Origin of the sequence: Paenibacillus sp. JJ1722, from assembly GCF_048282685.1 — a bacterium.
GTDB classification, from domain to species: Bacteria; Bacillota; Bacilli; order Paenibacillales; family Paenibacillaceae; genus Paenibacillus; species Paenibacillus polymyxa_B.
On the sequence record NZ_CP182500.1, the window covers coordinates 4,604,553 to 4,625,578 of the forward strand.

General features: G+C 47.5%; 16 protein-coding genes, 11 tRNA genes, 3 rRNA genes and 1 other annotated feature. All 30 genes read right to left on the bottom strand.

All coding sequences use genetic code 11. The features are described 5' to 3' along the window. Positions 1-71: 71 nt before the first annotated feature. The 30 genes from ruvB to ACM1ND_RS20510 all read right to left on the bottom strand — a co-directional run bounded on the left by ruvB (position 72) and on the right by ACM1ND_RS20510 (position 21,003). Positions 72-1,079 carry a Holliday junction branch migration DNA helicase RuvB gene (ruvB, locus tag ACM1ND_RS20365; protein ID WP_075154643.1) on the bottom strand — a complete coding sequence of 336 codons (1,008 nt, stop codon included), beginning with the start codon at positions 1,077-1,079 and terminating at the stop codon, positions 72-74. 50 nt (positions 1,080-1,129) lie between these two features. Further along, the gene (ruvA, locus tag ACM1ND_RS20370) at positions 1,130-1,744 is read right to left on the bottom strand and encodes a Holliday junction branch migration protein RuvA (protein WP_023989938.1); all 615 of its coding nucleotides are present in this window, start codon (positions 1,742-1,744) and stop codon (positions 1,130-1,132) included. After that, the gene (ruvC, locus tag ACM1ND_RS20375) at positions 1,741-2,244 is read right to left on the bottom strand and encodes a crossover junction endodeoxyribonuclease RuvC (RefSeq protein ID WP_013311580.1); all 504 of its coding nucleotides are present in this window, start codon (positions 2,242-2,244) and stop codon (positions 1,741-1,743) included. Before ruvC ends, ruvA begins: the two co-directional genes overlap by 4 nt. Positions 2,245-2,474: 230 nt before the next feature. Beyond that, positions 2,475-3,179: a BofC C-terminal domain-containing protein gene (locus tag ACM1ND_RS20380; RefSeq protein WP_071642557.1), complete on the bottom strand. Its 705-nt coding sequence runs from the start codon at positions 3,177-3,179 to the stop codon at positions 2,475-2,477. A 114-nt stretch (positions 3,180-3,293) separates the two neighbouring features. Then, positions 3,294-3,367: transfer RNA gene (locus ACM1ND_RS20385), tRNA-Pro, on the bottom strand. Positions 3,368-3,374: 7 nt separating this feature from the next. Next, positions 3,375-3,454: transfer RNA gene (locus tag ACM1ND_RS20390), tRNA-Leu, on the bottom strand. Between the two features lie 12 nt (positions 3,455-3,466). Then, positions 3,467-3,543, bottom strand: a tRNA-Arg gene (locus ACM1ND_RS20395). A gap of 5 nt (positions 3,544-3,548) precedes the next feature. Beyond that, positions 3,549-3,623: transfer RNA gene (locus tag ACM1ND_RS20400), tRNA-Gly, on the bottom strand. Positions 3,624-3,658: 35 nt separating this feature from the next. Further along, a tRNA-Lys gene (locus ACM1ND_RS20405) sits at positions 3,659-3,734 on the bottom strand. Between the two features lie 28 nt (positions 3,735-3,762). Continuing rightward, a tRNA-Asp gene (locus ACM1ND_RS20410) sits at positions 3,763-3,839 on the bottom strand. A gap of 26 nt (positions 3,840-3,865) precedes the next feature. Continuing rightward, a tRNA-Met gene (locus ACM1ND_RS20415) sits at positions 3,866-3,942 on the bottom strand. Positions 3,943-3,971: 29 nt separating this feature from the next. Continuing rightward, positions 3,972-4,047, bottom strand: a tRNA-Val gene (locus ACM1ND_RS20420). Positions 4,048-4,057: 10 nt separating this feature from the next. Continuing rightward, positions 4,058-4,129 (bottom strand) — tRNA-Glu (locus ACM1ND_RS20425). A gap of 17 nt (positions 4,130-4,146) precedes the next feature. After that, positions 4,147-4,238 (bottom strand) — tRNA-Ser (locus ACM1ND_RS20430). A gap of 3 nt (positions 4,239-4,241) precedes the next feature. Continuing rightward, positions 4,242-4,317 (bottom strand) — tRNA-Asn (locus ACM1ND_RS20435). Between the two features lie 19 nt (positions 4,318-4,336). Next, a 5S ribosomal RNA gene (gene rrf, locus ACM1ND_RS20440) occupies positions 4,337-4,453 on the bottom strand. Between the two features lie 151 nt (positions 4,454-4,604). Beyond that, positions 4,605-7,529: ribosomal RNA gene (locus ACM1ND_RS20445) — 23S ribosomal RNA — on the bottom strand. A 362-nt stretch (positions 7,530-7,891) separates the two neighbouring features. Continuing rightward, a 16S ribosomal RNA gene (locus ACM1ND_RS20450) occupies positions 7,892-9,447 on the bottom strand. The 16S, 23S and 5S rRNA genes sit together here with 11 tRNA genes alongside, the layout of an rRNA operon. 489 nt (positions 9,448-9,936) lie before the next feature. Continuing rightward, positions 9,937-11,547, bottom strand: coding sequence for a LysM peptidoglycan-binding domain-containing protein (locus ACM1ND_RS20455; protein WP_023989940.1), 1,611 nt, complete (start codon positions 11,545-11,547; stop codon positions 9,937-9,939). A gap of 159 nt (positions 11,548-11,706) precedes the next feature. Next, a complete protein-coding gene (gene ilvE, locus ACM1ND_RS20460; RefSeq protein ID WP_023989941.1) occupies positions 11,707-12,591 on the bottom strand; it encodes a branched-chain-amino-acid transaminase in 885 nt (294 codons plus the stop codon). A 17-nt stretch (positions 12,592-12,608) separates the two neighbouring features. Continuing rightward, positions 12,609-13,508 (bottom strand): prephenate dehydratase, encoded by a 900-nt coding sequence (pheA, locus tag ACM1ND_RS20465; protein WP_023989942.1) that lies wholly within the window; start codon positions 13,506-13,508, stop codon positions 12,609-12,611. Then, positions 13,505-14,473, bottom strand: coding sequence for a homoserine kinase (thrB, locus tag ACM1ND_RS20470; RefSeq protein WP_053325963.1), 969 nt, complete (start codon positions 14,471-14,473; stop codon positions 13,505-13,507). The genes pheA and thrB overlap by 4 nt, the downstream gene beginning before the upstream one ends. Before the next feature lie 27 nt (positions 14,474-14,500). Then, a complete protein-coding gene (locus ACM1ND_RS20475) occupies positions 14,501-15,787 on the bottom strand; it encodes a homoserine dehydrogenase (protein ID WP_023989944.1) in 1,287 nt (428 codons plus the stop codon). 43 nt (positions 15,788-15,830) lie between these two features. Then, the gene (locus ACM1ND_RS20480) at positions 15,831-16,268 is read right to left on the bottom strand and encodes an ACT domain-containing protein (protein WP_013311587.1); all 438 of its coding nucleotides are present in this window, start codon (positions 16,266-16,268) and stop codon (positions 15,831-15,833) included. A gap of 157 nt (positions 16,269-16,425) precedes the next feature. Then, positions 16,426-17,736 (bottom strand): GTPase ObgE, encoded by a 1,311-nt coding sequence (gene obgE, locus ACM1ND_RS20485; RefSeq protein WP_418026519.1) that lies wholly within the window; start codon positions 17,734-17,736, stop codon positions 16,426-16,428. Positions 17,737-17,749: 13 nt separating this feature from the next. Next, positions 17,750-18,487: a Spo0B domain-containing protein gene (locus ACM1ND_RS20490; protein ID WP_418028043.1), complete on the bottom strand. Its 738-nt coding sequence runs from the start codon at positions 18,485-18,487 to the stop codon at positions 17,750-17,752. Positions 18,488-18,632: 145 nt separating this feature from the next. After that, positions 18,633-18,950 carry a 50S ribosomal protein L27 gene (gene rpmA / locus ACM1ND_RS20495; protein WP_013311590.1) on the bottom strand — a complete coding sequence of 106 codons (318 nt, stop codon included), beginning with the start codon at positions 18,948-18,950 and terminating at the stop codon, positions 18,633-18,635. A 5-nt stretch (positions 18,951-18,955) separates the two neighbouring features. Then, positions 18,956-19,294 carry a ribosomal-processing cysteine protease Prp gene (locus ACM1ND_RS20500; protein ID WP_013311591.1) on the bottom strand — a complete coding sequence of 113 codons (339 nt, stop codon included), beginning with the start codon at positions 19,292-19,294 and terminating at the stop codon, positions 18,956-18,958. Between the two features lie 13 nt (positions 19,295-19,307). Then, a complete protein-coding gene (gene rplU, locus ACM1ND_RS20505; protein ID WP_013311592.1) occupies positions 19,308-19,619 on the bottom strand; it encodes a 50S ribosomal protein L21 in 312 nt (103 codons plus the stop codon). Between the two features lie 13 nt (positions 19,620-19,632). Next, positions 19,633-19,720: a sequence feature (ribosomal protein L21 leader region), on the bottom strand. Between the two features lie 98 nt (positions 19,721-19,818). Continuing rightward, positions 19,819-21,003, bottom strand: a complete 1,185-nt coding sequence (locus ACM1ND_RS20510) for an Rne/Rng family ribonuclease (RefSeq protein WP_023989948.1) — start codon at positions 21,001-21,003, stop codon at positions 19,819-19,821. Positions 21,004-21,026: the final 23 nt, after the last annotated feature.

Below are 21,026 nucleotides of genomic sequence, written 5' to 3' on the forward strand. Positions count from 1 at the left end.
CCGATATCGTATTCACCATACTTGCGTATAACCATGCAATGATTTTTTTAAAAGTGCATCATGTTTCCTAATCACCGTGGATCCGTTGGCATTGGGATTGCAAGGTGGGCATATGCCGCCGGAGTCACTGTTCGTCCCCGAGGTGTTCTTTGTAAAAGGCCAATTTGTAACAAATAGGGTTCATACACATCCTCAATTGTCTGACTCTCTTCACCAATAGTTGCAGCAATTGTGTCCAATCCTACAGGTCCGCCTCGGAATGAATGAATCATGGCCTTAAGCATTTTATGATCAATTTCATCAAGCCCGAGTGGATCTATTTGAAGCCTCTTTAGCGCCTCTGCAGCTAACTCAGAATGAATAATACCGTCTCCGGCAACCTGGGCAAAATCACGCACCCTTTTTAACAGTCGGTTGGCAATACGCGGTGTCCCCCGTGAACGCAATGCGATTTCCTCTGCCGCATCCCCGACAATTTCAATCTCCATAATATCCGCGTTCCTGGACACGATGTAAGCCAGCTCGTCTGTCGTATAAAACTCTAATCGACTAATAACACCAAACCGATCACGCAATGGCGCAGAGAGCAGCCCAGCGCGCGTAGTGGCCCCTATAAGGGTAAAGGGTGGCAAATCCAGACGGACCGAGCGTGCACTCGGGCCTTTACCAATCATAATGTCCAGCGCAAAATCCTCCATTGCAGGATACATGACTTCTTCCACCGTACGATGAAGGCGATGAATCTCATCAATGAACAAAACATCACCCTCTTGAAGATTGGTCAGCAATGCTGCCAAATCTCCCGGTCTTTCAATTGCAGGACCTGAAGTTGTACGCAGATTAACCCCCAACTCATTGGCGATAATGTTAGCAAGAGTTGTTTTACCCAACCCCGGCGGTCCGTACAACAGTACATGGTCCAACGCTTCTTTACGCATTTTGGCCGCTTCAATATATACTTTCAGATTTTCCTTAACCTGATTTTGCCCGATATATTCATTTAGATAACGGGGGCGAAGGCTTAGCTCCGCCGTCTGGTCTTCCATCATCAAATTGGCGGAAATAATCCGGTCATCCATATTCCATCGCTCCTCTTTTCACCAGACATTTGCTAACGGACATCAGCGTCCTATCCGGCAAACAACAGTTGCAAAGCCCGCTTCATCAAAATATCAGCAGATTCATCAGGTTTCGCATCTTTCTTCATTCTGCTCCATACCTTATCCAACTCAGCATCAGTGTAACCCAGCGCCTTGAGCGCCTCACGGGCCTCGCCCCAATATGAACCTTCGCCTTCTTCTACGACAGGCTCAGCAAACAATCCGGTTGCCATCCCCAACGAGCCAATACCGTCGAGCTTATCTTTCAAATCCAGAATCATACGTTGTGCCGTTTTTTTACCGATCCCCGGTAACTTGGTGAGAAATGTGATATTCTCCTGATAAATCGCCGTTACCACATGAGCAGGCGTACCGCCTCCTAAAATACCAAGCGCAACACGCGGTCCAATACCAGATACATCAATCAGTTTACGGAACAGCTGCTGCTCCTCACGAGTCGCAAAACCGAACAGTAAAATAGCATCTTCCCTTACATGATGGTGAATGTAAATGACCACTGAACCTTCAGTTTTGGCGAACGCGTAAGGATTCGGACAAAATACCCGGTACCCTACACCCTGCACATCTAAAACGACATATTCATTTTCCAAATGGGCCACAGAACCACGCAAGAAATCTATCATTTTCGCAATACCTCATTTAATTTTGAATTTAGTCCATAAGAATGCGCATGACAAATAGCCACCGCCAAAGCATCCGCTACATCGTCCGGTTTGGGCACAACTTGAAGCTTTAGAAACATTCTAACCATTTCTTGTACCTGTTTCTTCTCAGCCTTACCATACCCTACAATAGCCTGCTTTACCTGCATCGGCGTGTATTCACCTATAGGCAAATTACGTTGTTTTGCAGCTAGTACCAGCACCCCACGTGCCTGACTTACAGACATAGCGGTTGTAACGTTGCGATTAAAAAAGAGCTTTTCCAGTGCTACCGCATCAGGCTTATATTTATCTATTAATTGCAACATGCCTTCATACACATGAAGCAGCCTTTCTTCTTCCGGTGTATGGGCCTCCGTCTGGATGCAGCCATACTGTACAGGAACCACCTTGCTGCCAATCTTGTCTACAAATCCGAAGCCCACAATGGCAATGCCCGGATCAATTCCTAAAAAACGCAAAAAAATCTCTCCCCTATCGCTCAAACATGGCTTAACTAAACAATAGCCAGACGTTATCCTTAATATAATCATGGCCAAATACCATATAAAGCGAACATATGTGTCGTTCTTTTCATTATAACAAAACTTTGTATCTAATAGAGGAAAAAATTTAAACGTGAGTAAAAACATAAAAAGAGACGCTTCAAGCCTCACCTCATGGGCAATGCCTAACGTCTCCGTAGTTGTAATCAATAGTGCTGCTTTAATACCCTTTGTGTTCGCTCCACGGCAAAGTCACTAAAAGTGGAGATTACACTGTTATACTCATTTATATCCTGTACACGGATCCCCTGCTGAAGTTGTTTATACACCCCTTCTGGCAAGGCCGTCTCCATGGAACCCACATCCAATTGAAAAAAAGTGCGGATAACTTTTTCTCTTTTAGGTAGCCCTTCATACAATGTAAGCTGGCCGTCAGTGCTCAAACCCATGTATCCACGCTCTTTGCATGACTCTGACAAGTCTTCCACCCTGCGCTCCAGCCACACCTCTCCTTTGGTATTAAGTCGCCCCTTCCAATCGGGATGTTGCTTCAGTAAGGTCTCTAGCTGCTGTGAACTTAGTGTTCCCAAGGAAAGTGTTTCCGTACCACACACGTAGGTGGTTAATAGACGGGTCTTCCTGCTTATACCGGAAGCACGAATACTTTGCAATAGTTGCGTCTGTGAGGAGTGATCTTCAGTTGGACTCAGATGTGAAGCCTCCTCCACGCTCTCCTCTGCCATGACGGTAGTAGCGAGTGGCTGTGACAACATAGCCTGCAAATAATTCGAAAACAGAATACCCAACCCTGCCAGCAAACAAGCCGCACCAAAAATGCTACAAGCCCACACTGTTCTTCTCCACTGTTTCCAGCGCCGTTTCATCTGTTTTTTCCAACTTAATCGCTTCACAGTAATCCCTTCCGTCCCACTTTTTGTGTTAGTGTGACCTGACGATTACTGATTTATACAAAAAGATATGAATATAACAAAAAAGCCGCTGCTTCCAGCGACTTTCCTTTTGAATCGGGATGACACGATTTGAACATGCGACCCCCTGGTCCCAAACCAGGTGCTCTACCAAGCTGAGCTACATCCCGAAATAGATGCCGGTGAGAGGACTCGAACCTCCACGGTTTCCCTCACGATTTTGAGTCGCGCGCGTCTGCCAATTCCGCCACACCGGCTTATGAAGTTAATGGCGCGCCCTGAGAGATTCGAACTCCCGGCCTTTTGATTCGTAGTCAAACGCTCTATCCAGCTGAGCTAAGGGCGCAAATATGGAGCGGACGACGGGAATCGAACCCGCGACCCTCGCCTTGGCAAGGCGATGCTCTACCGCTGAGCCACGTCCGCAATATCATTATATCCATGACATATAAGTTCATGAATGGTGAGCCATGAAGGACTCGAACCTTCGACACCCTGATTAAAAGTCAGGTGCTCTACCAACTGAGCTAATGGCTCCCAACAGGGTAATATAACTTTGTGAAAATGGCGGAACTGACGGGATTCGAACCCGCGATCTCCTGCGTGACAGGCAGGCATGTTAGGCCTCTACACCACAGTTCCATAGCAGTTTACATTCAAAAGTTAATTGGTTGCGGGGGCAGGATTTGAACCTGCGACCTTCGGGTTATGAGCCCGACGAGCTACCGAACTGCTCCACCCCGCGATAATATTAGGGACTGCTATTTAAATAAATGGTGGAGGCTGAGGGGCTCGAACCCCCGACCCTCTGCTTGTAAGGCAGATGCTCTCCCAGCTGAGCTAAGCCTCCATACTACTTATGACCCGTAGGGGATTCGAACCCCTGTTACCTCCGTGAAAGGGAGGTGTCTTAACCCCTTGACCAACGGGCCATACAATAAAATAATTATGGCGGAGAGAGAGGGATTCGAACCCTCGAGACGCTTTTGGCGCCTACACGATTTCCAATCGTGCTCCTTCGGCCAACTCGGACACCTCTCCATATGGCTCCCCGAACAGGACTCGAACCTGTGACAACTCGATTAACAGTCGAGTGCTCTACCAACTGAGCTATCAGGGAATATTAATCATAAAGCTCTGCTTGGCGACGTCCTACTCTCCCAGGACCCTGCGGTCCAAGTACCATCGGCGCTGGAGGGCTTAACGGTCGTGTTCGGGATGGGTACGTGTGGAACCCCTCCGCTATCGCCACCAAACATGAATTTGCTATGCAAATTCTATCGTACGGTTATTCGCTTCATCACTTATCGTGTGAATGAATAGCCATGCGCTTGTCGTATGTCACTTGTACATACCTTCAAGGTTACACCCTGAAAACTGGATCCGAAACTCATTGCGTTTTATTCTTAGGATAAGCCCTCGACCGATTAGTATTGGTCAGCTCCATGCATTACTGCACTTCCACCCCCAACCTATCTACCTCGTCGTCTTCAAGGGGTCTTACATACTGGGAAATCTCATCTTGAGGGGGGCTTCACGCTTAGATGCTTTCAGCGCTTATCCCTTCCGTACATAGCTACCCAGCGGTGCTCCTGGCGGAACAACTGGTACACCAGCGGTACGTCCATCCCGGTCCTCTCGTACTAAGGACAGCTCCTCTCAAATTTCCTACGCCCACGACAGATAGGGACCGAACTGTCTCACGACGTTCTGAACCCAGCTCGCGTACCGCTTTAATGGGCGAACAGCCCAACCCTTGGGACCTACTTCAGCCCCAGGATGCGATGAGCCGACATCGAGGTGCCAAACCTCCCCGTCGATGTGGACTCTTGGGGGAGATAAGCCTGTTATCCCCAGGGTAGCTTTTATCCGTTGAGCGATGGCCCTTCCATGCGGTACCACCGGATCACTAAGCCCGACTTTCGTCCCTGCTCGACTTGTAGGTCTCGCAGTCAAGCTCCCTTCTGCCTTTGCACTCTTCGAATGATTTCCAACCATTCTGAGGGAACCTTGGGGCGCCTCCGTTACTCTTTAGGAGGCGACCGCCCCAGTCAAACTGCCCACCTGACACTGTCCTCGCACCGGATCACGGTACCAAGTTAGAACCTAGATACGATCAGGGTGGTATCCCAAGGATGCCTCCTCTCAAGCTGGCGCTCAAGGTTCAACGGCTCCCACCTATCCTGTACAGATCGTACCCAAATTCAATATCAAGCTGCAGTAAAGCTCCATGGGGTCTTTCCGTCTTGTCGCGGGTAACCTGCATCTTCACAGGTATTAAAATTTCACCGGATCTCTCGTTGAGACAGCGCCCAAGTCGTTACGCCATTCGTGCGGGTCAGAATTTACCTGACAAGGAATTTCGCTACCTTAGGACCGTTATAGTTACGGCCGCCGTTTACTGGGGCTTCGGTTCATAGCTTCGCCCGAAGGCTTACCACTCCCCTTAACCTTCCAGCACCGGGCAGGCGTCAGCCCGTATACTTCGCCTTGCGGCTTCGCACAGACCTGTGTTTTTGCTAAACAGTCGCTTGGGCCTTTTCACTGCGGCCCCCTCGGGCTATTCACCCTACCGAGGCACCCCTTCTCCCGAAGTTACGGGGTCATTTTGCCGAGTTCCTTAACGAGAGTTCTTCCGCGCGCCTTAGAATTCTCTTCTCGCCTACCTGTGTCGGTTTGCGGTACGGGCACCTTCTCCTGGCTAGAGGCTTTTCTTGGCAGTCTGAGATCATGACCTTCGCTACTACAATTTTCGCTCCCCATCACAGCCCAGCCTTACGATGTGCGGATTTGCCTACACACCAGCCTCACTGCTTAGACGGACATCCATCAGTCCGCGTCACTACCCTACTGCGTCACCCCATTGCTCATAACGGATTACGGTGGTACAGGAATTTCGACCTGTTGTCCTTCGACTACGCCTATCGGCCTCGCCTTAGGTCCCGACTTACCCTGAGCGGACGAACCTTCCTCAGGAACCCTTAGGCTTTCGGCGGATCTGATTCTCACAGATCTTTTCGTTACTCATACCGGCATTCTCACTTGAATGCAGTCCAGCGCTCCTTACGGTACACCTTCAACCCGCATTCAACGCTCCCCTACCCCTGATGCATTGCATCAAGCCATAGCTTCGGTGGTGTGTTTAGCCCCGTTACATTTTCGGCGCAGAGTCACTCGACCAGTGAGCTATTACGCACTCTTTCAATGGTGGCTGCTTCTAAGCCAACATCCTGGTTGTCTGTGCAACTCCACATCCTTTCCCACTTAACACACACTTGGGGACCTTAGCTGATGGTCTGGGCTGTTTCCCTTTCGACAATGGATCTTAGCACTCACTGTCTGACTCCCGGAACTAAATCTATGGCATTCGGAGTTTGACTGAGCTTGGTAACCCTTGCGGGCCCCGCACCCAATCAGTGCTCTACCTCCACGATTCTATTTCCGAGGCTAGCCCTAAAGCTATTTCGGGGAGAACCAGCTATCTCCGGGTTCGATTGGAATTTCTCCGCTACCCCCACCTCATCCCCGCATTTTTCAACATGCGTGGGTTCGGGCCTCCAGTGCGTGTTACCGCACCTTCACCCTGGACAGGGGTAGATCACCCGGTTTCGGGTCTACGTCCACGTACTCATTCGCCCTATTCAGACTCGCTTTCGCTGCGGCTTCAGCTCTTCACCTTAACCTTGCACGGGAACGTAACTCGCCGGTTCATTCTACAAAAGGCACGCCATCACCCATAGATCGGGCTCTGACTTCTTGTAAGCACACGGTTTCAGGATCTATTTCACTCCCCTTCCGGGGTGCTTTTCACCTTTCCCTCACGGTACTGCTTCACTATCGGTCGCCAGGGAGTATTTAGCCTTGGCAGATGGTCCTGCCGGATTCATACGGGGTTTCACGTGCCCCGCACTACTCGGGATCCGTCTCGGAGAGAACAAGTTTTGAACTACAGGGCTTTTACCTTCTCTGGCGGGCCTTTCCAGACCTCTTCATCTAACCGGTTCCTTTGTAACTCCATGTAAGACGTCCCACAACCCCAAGGAGCAAGCTCCTTGGTTTGGGCTAATCCGCGTTCGCTCGCCGCTACTGACGGAATCACTATTGTTTTCTCTTCCTCAGGGTACTTAGATGTTTCAGTTCCCCTGGTCTGCCTCTATTCTGCCTATGTATTCAGCAGAAAGTGACTGTCGATGAAGACAGCCGGGTTTCCCCATTCGGACATCCCCGGATCAAAGCTTGCTTACAGCTCCCCGAGGCCTTATCGTTGTTCGCCACGTCCTTCGTCGGCTCCTGGCGCCTAGGCATCCTCCGTGTGCTCTTTGTAGCTTAACCTAGACTTTTCTTTCAAAGAAAGAAAAGGTCGATGTTCGATAAAGAATAATTTTTGCCAAAGGCAAAAGATCTTTCCTTACCTGCTACCTTTATTTCACTTGCTTACACAAGATCAGCTTAAAGGAATATTCTAAAACGCAATTTCGTTTCGGTATCCAGTTTTCAAGGTGCAATTCGCTTCTTCGAAGCGAAACCCGATGAATATTTCGGTTCCACACGGATGTGTGAATGAAACATTCGTCGAAGCTTGAGAGTTTGAGCTCTCAAAACTGAGCAACGAGTGAGTAACAGGCCTAAACCTGAGTTTTGAAGCTTACGCTTCATATTTGAATGTTTCCGTTGCAGGAAACGATTCTCCATAGAAAGGAGGTGATCCAGCCGCACCTTCCGATACGGCTACCTTGTTACGACTTCACCCCAATCATCTACCCCACCTTCGGCGGCTGGCTCCCTTGCGGGTTACCCCACCGACTTCGGGTGTTGTAAACTCTCGTGGTGTGACGGGCGGTGTGTACAAGACCCGGGAACGTATTCACCGCGGCATGCTGATCCGCGATTACTAGCAATTCCGACTTCATGTAGGCGAGTTGCAGCCTACAATCCGAACTGAGACCGGCTTTTCTAGGATTGGCTCCACCTCGCGATTTCGCTTCCCGTTGTACCGGCCATTGTAGTACGTGTGTAGCCCAGGTCATAAGGGGCATGATGATTTGACGTCATCCCCACCTTCCTCCGGTTTGTCACCGGCAGTCTGCTTAGAGTGCCCAGCTTGACCTGCTGGCAACTAAGCATAAGGGTTGCGCTCGTTGCGGGACTTAACCCAACATCTCACGACACGAGCTGACGACAACCATGCACCACCTGTCTCCTCTGTCCCGAAGGAAAGGCCTATCTCTAGACCGGTCAGAGGGATGTCAAGACCTGGTAAGGTTCTTCGCGTTGCTTCGAATTAAACCACATACTCCACTGCTTGTGCGGGTCCCCGTCAATTCCTTTGAGTTTCAGTCTTGCGACCGTACTCCCCAGGCGGAATGCTTAATGTGTTAACTTCGGCACCAAGGGTATCGAAACCCCTAACACCTAGCATTCATCGTTTACGGCGTGGACTACCAGGGTATCTAATCCTGTTTGCTCCCCACGCTTTCGCGCCTCAGCGTCAGTTACAGCCCAGAGAGTCGCCTTCGCCACTGGTGTTCCTCCACATATCTACGCATTTCACCGCTACACGTGGAATTCCACTCTCCTCTTCTGCACTCAAGCTCCCCAGTTTCCAGTGCGACCCGAAGTTGAGCCTCGGGATTAAACACCAGACTTAAAGAGCCGCCTGCGCGCGCTTTACGCCCAATAATTCCGGACAACGCTTGCCCCCTACGTATTACCGCGGCTGCTGGCACGTAGTTAGCCGGGGCTTTCTTCTCAGGTACCGTCACTCTTGTAGCAGTTACTCTACAAGACGTTCTTCCCTGGCAACAGAGCTTTACGATCCGAAAACCTTCATCACTCACGCGGCGTTGCTCCGTCAGGCTTTCGCCCATTGCGGAAGATTCCCTACTGCTGCCTCCCGTAGGAGTCTGGGCCGTGTCTCAGTCCCAGTGTGGCCGATCACCCTCTCAGGTCGGCTACGCATCGTCGCCTTGGTAGGCCTTTACCCCACCAACTAGCTAATGCGCCGCAGGCCCATCCACAAGTGACAGATTGCTCCGTCTTTCCTCCTTCTCCCATGCAGGAAAAGGATGTATCGGGTATTAGCTACCGTTTCCGGTAGTTATCCCTGTCTTGTGGGCAGGTTGCCTACGTGTTACTCACCCGTCCGCCGCTAGGTTGTTTAGAAGCAAGCTTCTAAACAACCCCGCTCGACTTGCATGTATTAGGCACGCCGCCAGCGTTCGTCCTGAGCCAGGATCAAACTCTCCATTAAAGACCAACCGAAGTCGGTTTATAGAAAGAGCGATAAGCTCATTTTGAAACTGACGAGATAAAATATCTCTTGTTTGATTTTGCGAACAAAATCATTTTACTCACTCGTTGTTCAGTTTTCAAAGATCAAACCTGCATAATGTCTCACTTTGTTTCACCACCGCATCTCAGCGGCGACTTAAATAATATATCATGTTTTCTACGTCTTTGCAACACTTTTTTTCAAGAGAATTTTTTAATCAATTCTGCTTTGTTTTCGTGTTGCTAACTATCTTGTAAAAGACAGCTATAAGAATATACCACATAAATACGCTAAATAGCAACACCTTTTTTTGAATTCTTTTTTCATCTTTAAATCACTGCATTTAAATAAAGAGACCATTATTCCCACAAGCAGAATAACAGTCTCTTTAACATTCATTTCTTTCTCTTAATGAATAGTAAAACCGGACACTACTAGGAGGTCCCTCTCTTTTTACATTTAGCCACGTCAGTCCTTAATCCATGGATTTTTACGCGAACGAGCATTATAGGATGAGGAACGGGGTTCTCCTCCACTTGAATTATGGGATTTTTGCTTCTTATTGCTAGCATTTTTACTGGAAACCTTGGCTTTGGACGTCTCTTCTTTGGATGTACTGCCAGAACCGTCTTTTGATTTACCTTTACGCACGCTACGATCCTTTGGTTTAGAAGAAGAAACAACTTCATTTTGGGATGCAATAGTCAGATTGTTACCCATCTCCTGCGTTCCTGGAATTGCTGGTGCCGACTGGACGTTCTCTTCCCGGCATCCACAGTCTGGCATAAACATATAGGGGGTTGTATATCCCTCTAATGGATACATAGGTGCATTCCCATGCGCAAACGGATGATAAGGGGAATTCGCAGATTGTTGTCCTTGTAGCTGGCTATAGTTGGACACGTTTCCACCCGCAGGCAAACCATATTGAGGTCCTCCCCACGCCTGGCTCCATTGACTGCCCTGGACTGTACTCTCTGGATACTGCTGTGGATGCCCTTGATGGATAAATGGAGGATAGACAGGGTAGGATGCATTTTCAGACGCCTCATGACTCGGATAATATCCGGGGGCGCAGCAATCTGAATAGGCAGGATAAGGTGTTGGATGGGCATTTATGGGTGATGTCTGCATAGGCCCCCAGCACCATGGATGCTCACATTCATGATGATAGCCCTGATCAGAAACTACAGTAGGAGAAGCATATTCTGCTAAGGAGGTATTTATAGGCGCATTCCCCAAAGTTTGTGGAGACCCAATCCCCGGATACCACGAGTTCGGCATTGCATTTATTTGTGGGCTATAATCAAATGTCGGCTGTTGTATCGACCACTCGGAATTTACCATCGGCTCCGATTTTGTGCAGCCGCAAAATTTTTCTACTACAGGTTGCTTCACAACAGTTGTAGGAAGCTGTGGCTTAGATGCAATCGGTTGGGTAACTATAGGTTGCATTTGAGGTGGAGCAGGTGGAGTAACTATGGGCTGCATTTGAGGTGGAGCAGGATTTACGGGTGCCATAGGAACTTCAGGCAGTTTTAATTCAGGAAGCTTAGGAGGATTCACTGTTTCTTTTGGCTGTGTCATCTCTTCTTTAGGGCTAGGCATATTCTCCTGCTTAGGCTGCGTCAACTCCGCCTTGGGCTGGGTAAGTTCTTGCTTGGTTGGGGATTCAGGTTTAGGCTGTGTCATCTCTTCTTTGACTGCGGTATTTTTTTTATTCTCAGTAAAATCAGACGCCTCTTCTTTGTAGTGTGGAATATTAACTGTTTCTCCAACCAGAAGTGCGTTCGGGTTTTTAAGCTGGGAATTGGCATCAATAATTAGCTTAAGCGGTACATTCCACGCCTTGGACAACTTCCACAATGAATCTCCTTGCTTAACCTTGTGTTGATATACCGTTGACGGCTGTGTTTCCATCGTAACAGGGTCTGTTGGAATTTTAATTTTCTCGCCGATGCTCAACTGATTAGGGTCTGCCAATTGGGGATTGGCGGCAATAACTTTCTCCAGCGTCACATTATACTTCTGTGCCAGCAAGTACAGAGTGTCACCTTTTTTGACGATGTGTATTTTCACAGGTCACAAACCTCCTAGACTTTCGTTCGGGCGGGATAAACGCCCGGCTTCTGTTATTACATCCTATGCACCTCCCGGGCGAATGACCCCATACAAACAAAAAAATCCTCTCAACCGAATACTCTCACGAGCATTCAGCTAAAAGGATTCGGTTTTATTTTAGTCCTGCCACACTTTGTAGCCATCCTTATCCACGATCTTCCGGAACTCAGCCAGGAGCTCCAAAGTCACTGGGCCAGCAACACCGGAGCCGATCGTACGACCATCCACTTCATAAGCTGCAATAACTTCTGCCGCAGTTCCTGTAAAAAACACCTCGTCCGCAACATATACATCATGCAGTGTAAAAGGTTGTTCCTTAAGGGGGTATCCAAGCTTAGTACACAAATCGATAATAGCATTACGAGTAATCCCTTCAAGCGCTCCCAAATAGCAAGGAGGTGTATATAACACTCCATTTTTGACAATGAAAATGTTGTCCGCAGAGCCTTCTGTCACATACCCTTGGGAATTGAGCATAATAGCCTCACCTACACCAGCATAGTTAGACTGGATCTTCACGAGGATATTGTTGAGATAGTTCAATGATTTAATCTTCGGATTCAAAGCATCTGGGATGTTGCGACGCTGAGAGACAGAAATTGTCTTCAGGCCAGTCAAGTAAGCTTCTTCCGGGTAAATGGCGAGCTGTTCCACGATAATGATGACACTCGCCTTCGCACAACGAAGAGGATCTAAACCTAGATTTCCTGCACCTCGGGATACAATCAGACGGATATATCCGTTACGCATTTCGTTAAGACGAATCGTTTCAGCCATTGCTTCCAACATCTCATCAGGAGACAACGGAATGTTTAACTGAATGGATTTCGCAGAATCATACAGACGCTCCAAGTGCTCCTTACATTTAAAAATATTCCCGTTATAGATACGAATGCCCTCAAATATACCGTCTCCGTACAAGAATCCATGATCATATACGGAAACCTTTGCGTTTTCCTTAGTCACATGCTGCCCATCCAGATAGATCCATTGTTCTGCCATTAAAACCACACCTCCGATTAATGTTCCTTTAAAATAGGTTCGATCGCTGCTTCAACATACTTGTAACTTGGATAAGAGCCAAGAATACGTACATGGCATCCCAAAGCCTCAATCTCTGCAAAGGCTGCCGGAAGCAGAACGGAATGCAGAGATTCCAAAACTTCAATGTAAAAATAATAATTCCCCAATTGCTTTTTGGTCGGACGCGATTCAATACGGGACAGATTTAACCTGCGCCATGCAAATGCGGATAAAACCTGATGCAGCGCTCCCGGGAAATCCTGCGGTGGCGTGACCAAAATACTGGTTCGCTGACCTTCAGGTGTACCCGGGAGACTTATAGGTTGATGGCCGATCAAGACAAAGCGGGTAAAGTTGTTATCGTGATCCGTTACTTTGCTGGCCAAAATATCCAATCCGTGTTTGGCAGCCGCGAGCTTGGTTCCGAGAGCGGTCCAGCCTTTACCGGGGTTATGTTTAACAATTTCGACGGCTTCTGCCGTACTTCCTGCACCCTCCAGCTCGGCCTGAGGAGCGGAAGCCTGTATGAATTCTTTACACTGGGGAAGCGCTACAGGATGAGACATAATTTTGACCACTTTGCTCAAATCCAGCTTGTCCAAATCCTTCGTAAACTCACTACGATGTCCAATAAGATTTTGAATTGAAGGATATACCCATTCCGCCTGCATTTGAATGTCTACTTCATGTACAAGCCAATCCATATGCAGACTTACAGAGCCATCAATCGTATTTTCAATGGGAATTACACTATAGTCTGCCTGTCCCTTGTCTACTGCCTGAAATACGTCCGCAATATGCTTGTAAAACAGTAATTCATGGGGCGTATCTCCTAACAAATACTTAATCGCTTCATGAGAAACGGTCCCCTCAGGAAGAAGTGCAATTCGTTTCATATCATAAGTTCCCCTTTAATCATATCCATAAAAGGGAGTGTATTCCCTTCTGTATATACTTTAACTCCTTCACTCTCAGGGCGCAATTTTAAAACAGAAGCAGTGATCCCCTCTTTGTTCATGGTATCCGTTAAATACTGCTCCAGCTCCGCTTTCCGATTCACCCGTTGATCCGTCAATGCCAGCAGCGTCGGTCCAGCCCCACTGAGAGCCACACCCAAGGCACCATAATGGTGCGCATCCTGCAGGATCTCTGTCATACCCGGCACAAGCGCCGCACGGTAAGGCTGATGAAGCTGATCACGCATCGCTTCGGCAATTAAATCGGTTCTTCCCGACGCCAATGCTGCTACTAGCATGGAAGCATGACTTATATTATATACGGCATCCTTCAATGATACATGCGCGGGTAGAACCTCTCTGGCTTTCGACGTGGATAGCTGAAAATCTGGAATAACTACCATAACCTCCAGATTAGCATCCGGTTCAAGTCGTAAATGCCTAGCATTCTCGCCATCCCACATCGCTGTAATAATACCACCAAACAGGGAAGCTCCAACATTATCCGGATGTTTTTCAATGGCGCTTGCCATATCGAACAGTTTGGAATCCGGCAGAGGTGAGCCAATCAACGTATTGGCAGCGACCAAGGCGCCCACAATGGCAGAAGCACTACTGCCCAAACCACGAGTAAGTGGAATATCCGAGTACATCGAAATATCGAGCTCAGGAACAGATACACCTGCTTCCCGAAAAACCATTTGTGCTACCTTGAAAATCAGATTAGTTTTATCTTGGGGAACACCATTCATTTCATTTCCGTATAAATGAAAAGCCGTCTGTTCGGCCTCCTTCATTTCAATCCATGCATATAAGGACAATGCCATGCCCAATGTATCAAAGCCGGGACCCAAGTTGGCCGTACTCGCAGGCACACGCACTCTTGCTGTTTTTAAAACGGTCATACAGACAATTCCTCCTGCTTTTATTGACTATCCCTCTACTCGATATACGCTCTTGATGCGACGGATGACGTCCAAAGTTTCAAAATGCTCCAAAACCTTTTTCATACTCGCTTTACTGGCTAAATGAGTCACGATAATAATTTCAGCATCGGGGTTAACCTCATTCGGTTGCTGCACAACAGATGCCAGACTGACATCAAATTCAGCAAATACTTGCGTAATCCGTGCCAACACCCCTGCTTTATCATCCACATGCAGAAGCACGAAGTTTTTGAAATACACATCTTCATCGTTACTAATTTTTTTGGGATTGTAAGGAACGATGGCTTTAAGCCCATTGACACCAAGTTTGAGATTTTTCACTACAGCTACTAAATCGGCTACAACCGATGTTGCCGTCGGCATTTCACCTGCACCCGCACCATAAAACATGGTTTCACCCACTGCTTCACCATGCACATACACCGCATTGAATACCCCGTTCACCGAAGCCAATGGATGCTGCTTGCGTACCATAGTCGGCTGAACGTTAATCGTAAATTCATCACCTTGGCGCTCTGCAATCCCGAGCAATTTCATTTCATATCCTAGTTTTTTAGCAAAAGCAATATCTTCACTGGTTACCTTTGAAATGCCGCTGACACTTACATCCTTGAGCTCTACATTAGAGCGGAAACCAAGCGTGCCGAGAATTGCCATTTTACGAGCTGCATCCAGTCCTTCCACGTCTGAGGTCGGATCCGATTCAGCATACCCAAGCTCCTGCGCTTCCTTGAGAACTTCCTCGTACGAGGCCCCTTCCTGACTCATTTTTGTTAAAATAAAGTTTGTCGTACCGTTCACAATCCCCATAATGCGGGTAATGCGATCGGAGGAGAAGCCTTCAATTAATGTACGAATGATCGGGATACCACCTGCTACACTAGCTTCATAAAAAATATCACACTGCTTTTCCTGCGCCTTTGCTAATACTTCAGAACCGTGCAAAGCCATTAAGTCCTTATTTGCTGTTACGATGTGTTTCCCCCGCTCCAGCGCTTCAAGAATGTACTCCTTCGTCTGATCAACGCCGCCCATGACTTCAATAATTACATCAATTTCAGGGTCCCGAATAACTTCCCATGGGTCCTCAGTAAGCTTGGCTGTCTCCACTTCAATGGAACGATATTTTTCTATGTTTTTTACAGCTATTTTTTCAATGATGATCGGTGAACCGACTTGTCTGCTCAAGTCTTCCTGATTGCCTTCTACGATTCGAACGACTCCCGTTCCAACCGTCCCCAAACCTAACAATCCTACTTTGACCGGTTTCATCCATTCCCCTCCCGCGAACTTATGTCTAATGAACTGAATCGCCTTAACCTTGCCCAATCAGGCGAACACGTTTAACTCCAGAGATATCTTCCAAGCCCTCCAGTAGAACACCCAACTCTTCACTGAGTCTGGACATTTCTACGGAGATGACTACGTTGGCTCTGCCTTGCAGTGGAATACTTTGCTGGATCGTCAGCACATTGCCTCCGAAATCAGCCACTCTGCCAAGCACCCTGGACAACATTCCGGATTGATGCTCTAAATCAATAGAGATATTGACAATTCGCTCACGCTCCAGCTGGTTAACCAAATGTATGCCATCCTTATATTTATAAAAGGCGCTTCGGCTTAGCCCAACTTGCTCCACGGCATCATGCACGGTTTTAACATCTCCTGAAGCCAGCAGCAGTTTTACCTGTATGGTCTTAACAATTGCTTCAGGCAAAATATCTTCCCGTACCAAGTAATAGCGCTCTTTCAAGAACGTCCTCTCCTCAAAGACTTATGTTTTTGTATAGAGGACATTATATCGAAACTCTTGAAAATCGGCAAGCAAACAATGCAAAAAACGGCTACTGCCTTCTATAGAGTTTCCTATAGTACAGTAACCGTTCAGGTTTTAGACCTTTATTTGAAATTTAGTAGTAGCTGCTGCCTTCAACAAATTCGAACTCGAAATCAGCAATGCGTACAGATGTACCATCTTTGGCGCCACGCTTGCGTAACTCAGCATCCACACCCATATGGCGTAACGTTCTTGCTAATTTCAAAATGGCATCATGCGAGTTCAACTGCATGCGCTTCATCATGCGCTCAATTTTAGGGCTCTGCACCACGAATGTGTCGTTTTCACGCACAATTGTAAAGCCATTGTCTTCTGCTGTATCCAGCTTAAATACCTTACGTTCATTGACTTCTGCTACTTCCTCAACAACCGGCTCGTCCGGTATTTGATCCAGCAAATCAGCAGCCCGGTAGAGCAGTTCCTTCACACCTTGACGTGTCAGTGAGGAAATAGGCATGATTTCAAGATCAGGACGTATAGAAGCAATCTGCTCTTTGAAGTGAGTCAGGTTTTCTTCCGCCTCCGGCATATCCATTTTATTGGCCGCCACAATTTGTGGACGCTCAGCCAATGTTGCATTATATTGCTTCAATTCGTCGTTAATTTTAGTCCAATCTTCAAACGGATCACGTCCTTCGGAGCCCGCCATATCCACGACATGGATAATAATACGCGTCCGCTCAATGTGCCGCAGAAATTCATGTCCCAGCCCAATACCTTCATGAGCTCCTTCAATCAAACCAGGCAAATCCGCCATCACAAAGTTACGATGATCACCCACATCCACAACGCCCAAATTCGGAGTAATCGTTGTAAAGTGGTATGCCCCAATTTTCGGTTTTGCGGAAGATACAACCGACAACAAGGTAGACTTCCCTACACTAGGGAACCCGACCAAACCTACGTCAGCCATTACTTTTAACTCAAGCGTGATATAACGTTCTTGTCCCTCTGCGCCGTTCTCAGCCAACTCAGGCGCTGGATTATTCGGTGTAGCAAAACGGATGTTCCCGCGTCCTCCGCGTCCTCCTTTAGCTACGACGACTTGTTGACCATGACGTGTCATATCTGCTACTACTTCACCAGTATCATCATCTATGATGACCGTTCCCGGTGGTATACGTACGATCATGTGCTCCGCATTGGCTCCGTGTTGGCTTTTGTTACGACCTTTCACTCCACGTTGGGCTTTAAAATGACGTTGGTACCGAAAATCCATCAAGGTACGCAAACCCTCATCTACACGGAAAATTACGTCTCCACCGTTCCCTCCGTCACCACCACCTGGGCCACCTTCAGGAACGTATTTCTCACGGCGAAACGCAATTAATCCGTCCCCACCGTCACCGCCTTTAACAAAAATCTTCGCTTTATCTACAAACATGGTTACACCTTCCTTATGTCTGGCACTGCATCCGAATTTGAAGCATTTCGCCCGTAGGGAGCTTCTCTGTTCGAATGCGTTCACTTCCGAGTACGGATCTGACCCGCTTCAGGATATTCAAATCCGCAGGTATGTCACTTCCTTCAAAACGGACGATAACATCATTCTGATCCATACCGAAAAAAAGTGTCAATCTGCGCACTTCTCCCCAGGACGACCGGCCCCCGCCATATTGATACGCACGCACCGTTTCTATGACGGCCGAGGCAAGCGACTCGCCGTCTTCGGGAGACATGACAGCGTCTAACTTTAACTGCTCCTCAACCTGTACCGACAACTGTAAATTACCGGCGTTCACGCGAAAAGACTGCAAATAAAACACCAGTGAGGGAATACCCAACTTAGATATTTTACTGTCTTCCGCCACGCGCCCTTTTATTGTTTCCACATAAGCAACAGATTTATCATGCTTATTCATACGAATATATCCATAAAGCACTTGCAAGTCATTCATCCAGTCATGCCGATGATGGTTAAGCATTGAAATCGCTGTACGCTCAAAAGAACGCAAAGCAGCTTTCCGCTCATAATCGACCTGTCTTTGCGTATACCACATACCAAAGCATGCAGCAACTACAGACCATACTGCTAATAAGATAATCGTTAATACTTCAGGATAGAGCAGTGAAAAAACCAAAGGAATCAGAATGGAACCCAACGCCAGATAAGGCGCTCTTATCCGCTGGAACATGGCTTCTCTCCGTTCTGCGAAATTAAATGGATTATTAAAGAACCTTAATCCAGTATAGCACAGACTAACTTTCCAGTTCATTACCATCATGCAAAAAAGCCTCCGACAAAAGTGCCGGAGGCTTTTCAGCGTGTCTAAGCCGCTATTAAGCTTCTACAGTAGCTGCTACTGGAGCAACGTCGATCGGGTAGATGCTCACCTTTTTGCGATCACGGCCCCAACGTTCGAACTTCACAACGCCGTCCACTTTCGCGAACAGAGTGTCGTCCTTACCGATGCCCACGTTCGTGCCCGGGTGAATTTTCGTTCCGCGTTGACGAACCAGGATGCTACCGCCGGTAACTGCTTGACCGTCAGCACGTTTCACTCCAAGACGTTTCGATCTACTGTCACGTCCGTTTTTTGTGGAACCTACACCTTTTTTCGATGCGAATAATTGAAGATCCAATGTCAATTTCAACATGATGTCTACCTCCTTCTTTGATTATTTTCTATTTGAATATACTTACCGTATGATTCAGCAATACTTGTCAGCATAATCACCATGGACTCCAGCAACAGTTGAACCTGTGCGTTCGCATCATGATAACTTTCAGGAGAAAGATACGCGCTTAAAAAGCCGTTTTCCATTTCCGTTTCCATCTCAACGTCCGTAAGAGCTCCAATCGAATTGACAGTTCCTACCGTTACCGCTGAAACGCCAGCACATACGATATCCTCGCCAGATTTAGCGAAATTCGCATGCCCTTTAACGGAAAACCCCTGTATGCTGCCATCCTCCAGTCGTGTAATACGCACGATAATCACTTATCGCACCCTCTTACGCTTGGATTTTTTCAATCGTCACTTTCGTGTACGGTTGACGATGACCTTGCTTCACATGGTAGTTCTTTTTAGGTTTGTATTTGTATACGATGACCTTTTGACCTTGACCATGCTTCTCAACTTTAGCTGTTACAGAAGCTCCAGAAAGAAGCGGTGTACCTGCTGTCAAGCCATTGTCGCCGGACACTGCCAGAACACGATCAAACGTTACAGTTTCACCATCATTAGCTTCCAACTTCTCGATGAACAATACGTCGCCCTCTTGAACTTTGTATTGCTTACCACCTGTTTCGATAATTGCGTACATTTGCTTGCACCTCCTTATGTCTCAGACTCGCCTAATAGCAGGTGACAGATTCCCTTAGGATACTGCACTTCAGTACCTGATTGGAGCGGTTACAGCATGTGCAGCCAATCTTACGCATCACACATACTAAATGATTGTAGCACAAGCTTTCTACACATTCAACCTTTAGTTTTAAAATGATTTTTGATTACGCACCGCTCTACACGAGCGTCTTTTCCTCACGCACTTTTTTACGGGTCATTTCCAGCAAACCTAACCGCGTCCAACCGACAACATAAGATTTAGTCCGATCCTTCTTCAATCTTGCTTCCAGCACAGAGGATACTTCCCGACGATTCTCCTCTTGTTCCATGTCAATAAAATCAATGATGATGATACCACCAATATCACGCACACGTACCAGGCGGGCAATCTCTTCGGCTGCTTCAATGTTAGTCTGGGTCACCGTCTCTTCCAGATTACTGCCTCCCGTAAACTTCCCCGTATTCACATCAATGACGGTTAATGCCTCCGTATGATCAATGACAATATAACCGCCGCCCTGCAACCATACCTTTCGCGCAAAATCGCGTTCCAGCTGCTCATGAATGCCATAAGCTTTAAAAATTGTTTCTTCTGCACCACGAAATATACTTACATGAGCTTTCGCAGGACCAATCTGTTGCAGCATTATTTCTGCGTCCTTTGCTTGCTCTTCACTGTCAATAACCAGTTCATCCTGTTCAGGTGTAAACACATCCCTAATCAATCGCTGAACGATACTTAAATCCCGATGTAATTCGCACGGAGCCGAGTGTTCACCAGCTTTACGCTGAATAGCCGCCCACTGCTTACGCAGTTGATTTAAATCATTTTCAATCGCCTCTATACTCATGTCTTCCGAAACGGTACGGATTATGAGTCCTTCCTCACTTGTGCGTAGCTGCTCTCCCATTGCTTTCAAACGGGTACGTTCGCCCTCACGTTCGATCTTCTTGGATACGGCCACATAATCAGCACGGGGCATATATACGATCCAGCGACCCGGAAGTGAAAAATGAGTGGTGACCCTGGCTCCCTTGCTACCAACAGCCTCTTTTAATACCTGCACTACAATTTCCTGCCCCACCTTTAACACTTCTGAAATGGATGGCTTTACCTCCGGCTGCTTGTCCAAATGAGCATGAAGTACGTCATCTACATACAAAAAGGCATTCTTTCGCTGTCCAATGTCAACAAAGGCGGCTTGCATACCTGGTAGCACATTGACCACCCTCGCTTTGAAAAAAGAACCTAGAATTCCCCGTTTTCGCGGTAGTTCAGCCGCATATTCAACCAATCGTCCCTCTTCCAACAGCGCCATTTGGGTCATCTGCTGCTGGCATTGTACAATCATTTGCTTCATGGTTTTTCAACCTCTCTGGATAC